This window comes from Mesorhizobium sp. M8A.F.Ca.ET.161.01.1.1, assembly GCF_004792105.1.
Lineage (GTDB): Bacteria > Pseudomonadota > Alphaproteobacteria > Rhizobiales > Rhizobiaceae > Mesorhizobium.
Genome location: NZ_SRTD01000256.1, coordinates 1 through 336 on the forward strand (window position 1 = coordinate 1; position 336 = coordinate 336).

At 66.7% G+C, this 336-nt stretch carries 1 protein-coding gene; it reads right to left on the reverse strand.

The genetic code is table 11. From position 1 onward, the window contains the following. Nucleotides 1-336: cupin domain-containing protein (locus EN804_RS35600; protein ID WP_135922374.1), on the reverse strand; the 336-nt coding region annotated here is incomplete at both ends.

The following is a 336-nucleotide window of genomic DNA, read 5'->3' on the forward strand; positions in this document are numbered from 1 at the left end:
GCCGCCTGGTGCAGCCACGGCTCCAGCGTGATTGCGGCTTGCGCGAACAGCGGCGCCGAAGCCGGCAGGTCGCGGCGTCGGCGCGCCCAGTCCGGATCGATGTAGAAGGCGAGGAAAAGGCCGGGCCTGCCGTCGTGGGAAAGCGCGTGGCTGTGCGGTTGAAAGGAATTGATGCCGGCGGCGGTGTCCGGTCCCAGCCGCACCGTTTCGCGGCCGATGGTCATTTCGCCGGCCGTGCCTTCCAGCCAGATGATGAGATGCGCCTCGCCATGGGCATGGGTGACGAAGTCGTTGGCGACATTCAGCACAGAGACATGTCCGAACCGGCCCCAATAG